This window comes from Mycobacterium sp. TH-M25, assembly GCF_057473665.1.
Map to the genome: position 1 here is coordinate 1 of NZ_JBYCLA010000102.1, position 3,670 is coordinate 3,670.

Consider the following 3,670-nt stretch of genomic DNA (forward strand, 5'->3'; position numbering starts at 1 on the left):
AAGCATTCGGCGAAGGTGAATACACCGACCTGGACGTCGACACCGCTCGGGAAATGCTCGTAGAAATGAGCCGGCTGGCTGAAGGCCCCGTCGCCGAGTCGTTCGTCGACGCAGACCGCAATCCGCCGGTATTCGACCCCGAGACGCACTCCGTGGCGCTGCCCGAGTCGTTCAAAGCGTCGGTCCGCGCGGTTACCGAAGCCGGCTGGGACAAAGTCGGTATCGACGAGGAGCTCGGTGGCACACCGGTTCCCAAGGCGCTGGTCTGGTCGCTGCACGAGCACCTGCTGGGGGCTAACCCCGCAGTGTGGATGTACGGCGGTGGCGCCGGTTTCGCCAGCATCTTCTACCACCTGGCCACCGAAGAGCAGAAGAAGTGGGCCATCATCGCCGCCGAGCGCGGCTGGGGGTCCACCATGGTGCTCACCGAGCCGGACGCCGGTTCGGATGTCGGCGCCGGTCGGACCAAGGCCGTGCAGCAAGACGACGGCTCGTGGCACATCGACGGCGTGAAGCGATTCATCACGTCCGCGGACTCGGATGACTTATTCGAGAACATCTTCCACTTGGTGCTGGCCCGCCCGGAGGGCGCCGGCCCCGGTACCAAGGGTTTGTCGCTGTTTTTCGTGCCGAAGTTGCTGTTCGACTTCGAGACCGGCGAGCCGGGCGAGCGCAACGGCGTCTTCGTCACCAACGTCGAGCACAAGATGGGCCTGAAGGCCTCCGCCACCTGTGAGCTGACCTTCGGCCAGCACGACGTACCGGCCAAGGGTTGGCTGGTCGGCGAGGTCCATAACGGCATCGCGCAGATGTTCGAGGTCATCGAGCAGGCCCGGATGATGGTGGGTACCAAGGCCATCGCCACGTTGTCTACCGGCTACTTGAACGCTCTTGCCTACGCCAAGGACCGGGTGCAGGGTGCCGACCTGACCCAGATGACGGACAAGACGGCGCCGCGCGTGACCATCACGCACCACCCGGACGTCCGTCGCAGTCTGCTAACGCAGAAGGCCTACGCCGAGGGTTTGCGCGCGTTGTACGTGTACACCGCCACTTACCAGGACGCGCCGGTTGCCAAGGCGGTTCACGGCGTGGAGGCCGACCTTGCTGTCAAGGTCAACGACTTGCTGCTGCCCATCGTCAAGGGTGTCGGCTCCGAGCAGGCCTACGCCAAGCTCACCGAGAGCCTGCAGACGTTCGGGGGGTCTGGCTTCTTGCAGGACTACCCGATCGAGCAGTACATCCGTGACGCCAAGATCGACTCGCTCTACGAGGGCACCACAGCCATCCAGGCGCAGGACTTCTTCTTCCGCAAGATCGTCCGTGACAAGGGTGTGGCGCTGGCGCACGTCTCCGGGCAGATCGAGGAGTTCATCAAGAACGAGTCCGGCAACGGTCGACTGAAGGCCGAGCGTGCGCTGCTGTCCACGGCCTTGGCCGATGTCCAGGCGATGGCGGCGACGCTGACCGGCTACCTGATGGCCGCCCAGGACGAGATCTCGAGCATCTACAAGGTCGGGACGGGGTCGGTGCGTTTCCTGATGAGCGTCGGAGACCTGCTGCTGGGCTGGCTGCTGCAGCGTCAGGCCGCCGTGGCCCTGGAGGCGCTGGACGCCGGCGATGTCAGCGACGCCGACCGGTCCTACTACGAGGGCAAGATCGCGGTGGCGTCGTTCTTCGCGAAGAACTTCTTGCCGCTGTTGACCAGTACTCGTCAGGTGTTGGAGACCATCGACAACGAGATCATGGAGCTCGACGAAGCCGCGTTCTGATCCCGCTAGACAGGGACATCGCCCGCTCTCCTCGAAGACGGGAGATGTCCCTGTTACAACATCGGTAACAGCAGCACCGACTCCAGGGGCGCACTTCTTTTTCGAAATCGACGCGTATGCGATATCAGCCGTTGGCGACTCAGGCACGGTGATATCACATATGCGTCGATTTCTACGCAGCACTCCCACCTGGACTGAGGTACTGATGTGGTTGGCGGTAGCGCTGTGGTTTCGGTAGCGCTGTGGTTTCGGTAGCGCTGTGGTTTTCGGTAGCGCTGTGGTTTTCGGTAGCGCTGTGGTTTTCGGTAGCGCTGTGGTTTGCCTCCACTGGAAACGCTTCGGGCACCCGAAAGGGGCCGCCGCGGGATCCCCTCATTCCGTGGCGGCCCCGGTCGTGGTCCGGTACCCGCAGGCGCCGCGGACCACCGATTTCAAGGATGCTCCGCGCTGCCTTTGGGTCGGGGGCCCGATAGCAACGCGGAGCCATCCGCGGCGTTAAGTACCCGGGGTTCGACGAGGCTAAACGGCGCCTCTCCGGCCGTCAGGCCTCCAGGATGGCGGCGACGCCTTGTCCGCCGGCCGCGCAGATCGAGATCAGACCGCGCACCGGTTTACCGCCGTTGGCGGCCTTCGCCTCGTGCAGCTGCTTGGCCAATTGCGCGAGGATGCGACCACCGGTAGCGGCGAACGGGTGCCCGGCCGCCAGCGACGATCCGTTGACATTCAGCTTGGACCGGTCGATGGACCCCAGCGCGGCGTCCAGGCCGAGCCGCTCCTTGCAATATTCGTCGGACTCCCAAGCCTGCAGGTGCGCCAGCACGACTGAGGCGAACGCCTCGTGAATCTCGTAGAAGTCGAAGTCCTGCAGGGTGAGCCCGTTGCGGGCCAACAGCCGCGGCACCGCGTACGTCGGCGCCATCAGCAGCCCGTCGGCGCCGTTGACGTAGTCGACCGCCGCCGTCTCGGCGTCAACCCAGTACGCCAGCGGGGTCAGCGAACGCTCGGCGGCCCACTCCTCGGTGGCCAGCAGCGCCACCGAGGCACCGTCGGTCAAGGGCGTCGAGTTGCCCGCGGTCATGGTCGCGTCGCCGGCCTTGACGCCGAACACCGGCTTGAGCTTGGCCAGCTTCTCAGCCGACGAGTCCGGCCGCAGGTTGTCGTCGCGGTAAAGACCCAGAAACGGTGTGACGAGGTCGTCGAAGAAGCCTCGATCGTAGGCGGCCGCCATGTTGCGGTGGCTGGCCGCGGACAGCTCGTCCTGATCGACCCGCTTGATGCCCATCTGCTTGGCGGTGATCGCCGCGTGGTCGCCCATCGACAACCCGGTGCGCGGCTCGCTGTTCACCGGGATCTCCACTCCCAAGCTGGCGGGAAGCTTCCCGACCAGTTTCAGCCGGTCGACGTTGGACTTGGCCCGGCGCAGCCCGAGCAGCGTGTGGCGCAGGTTGTTGCCCAGCGCGATCGGCGCGTCGGAGGTGGTATCAACTCCTCCTGCCGCCGCCGCCTCGTAGCGCCCGGCGGCGATGCCGTCCGCGGCGGCAATCGCGGCCTGCAGACCCGTGCCGCAGGCCTGCTGAAGGTCGAATGCCGGAGTGTAGGACGACAGCGCAGAGCCCAGCACCGATTCGCGCATCAGGTTGAAATCCCGGCTGTGCTTGAGCACCGCGCCGCCGATCACGGCATCGAGCCGCACGCCCGCGAGGTCGAACCGGTCGACCAGACCGCCGAGTGCGGCAGTGAACATGTCCAGGTTGGAGGCCTGCGCGTAGGCGCGGTCGGAGCGCGCGAACGGGATCCGGTTGCCACCCAGAACCGCGACCCGCCGCTTGGCGGCGGTCGCCTGGGACCGTGCAGAGGCGCTTTCAGCTGAGGGGCTTTGAGAGGGCACGCTTATCTCC

2 protein-coding genes are annotated in these 3,670 nt (G+C 65.7%); one reads left to right on the plus strand and one right to left on the minus strand.

The window, feature by feature from the left end; translation table 11 throughout:
* On the plus strand, positions 1–1,772 hold a 1,772-nt coding region (locus tag AC2VOU_RS03675), incomplete at its 5' end, for an acyl-CoA dehydrogenase C-terminal domain-containing protein (RefSeq protein ID WP_486956128.1).
* Positions 1,773–2,313: 541 nt separating this feature from the next.
* On the opposite strand, the gene AC2VOU_RS03680 is transcribed toward AC2VOU_RS03675, so the two are convergent.
* Complete coding sequence (locus tag AC2VOU_RS03680) at positions 2,314–3,660, minus strand: acetyl-CoA C-acetyltransferase (protein WP_486956129.1); 1,347 nt, start codon at positions 3,658–3,660, stop codon at positions 2,314–2,316.
* Positions 3,661–3,670 lie beyond the last annotated feature (10 nt).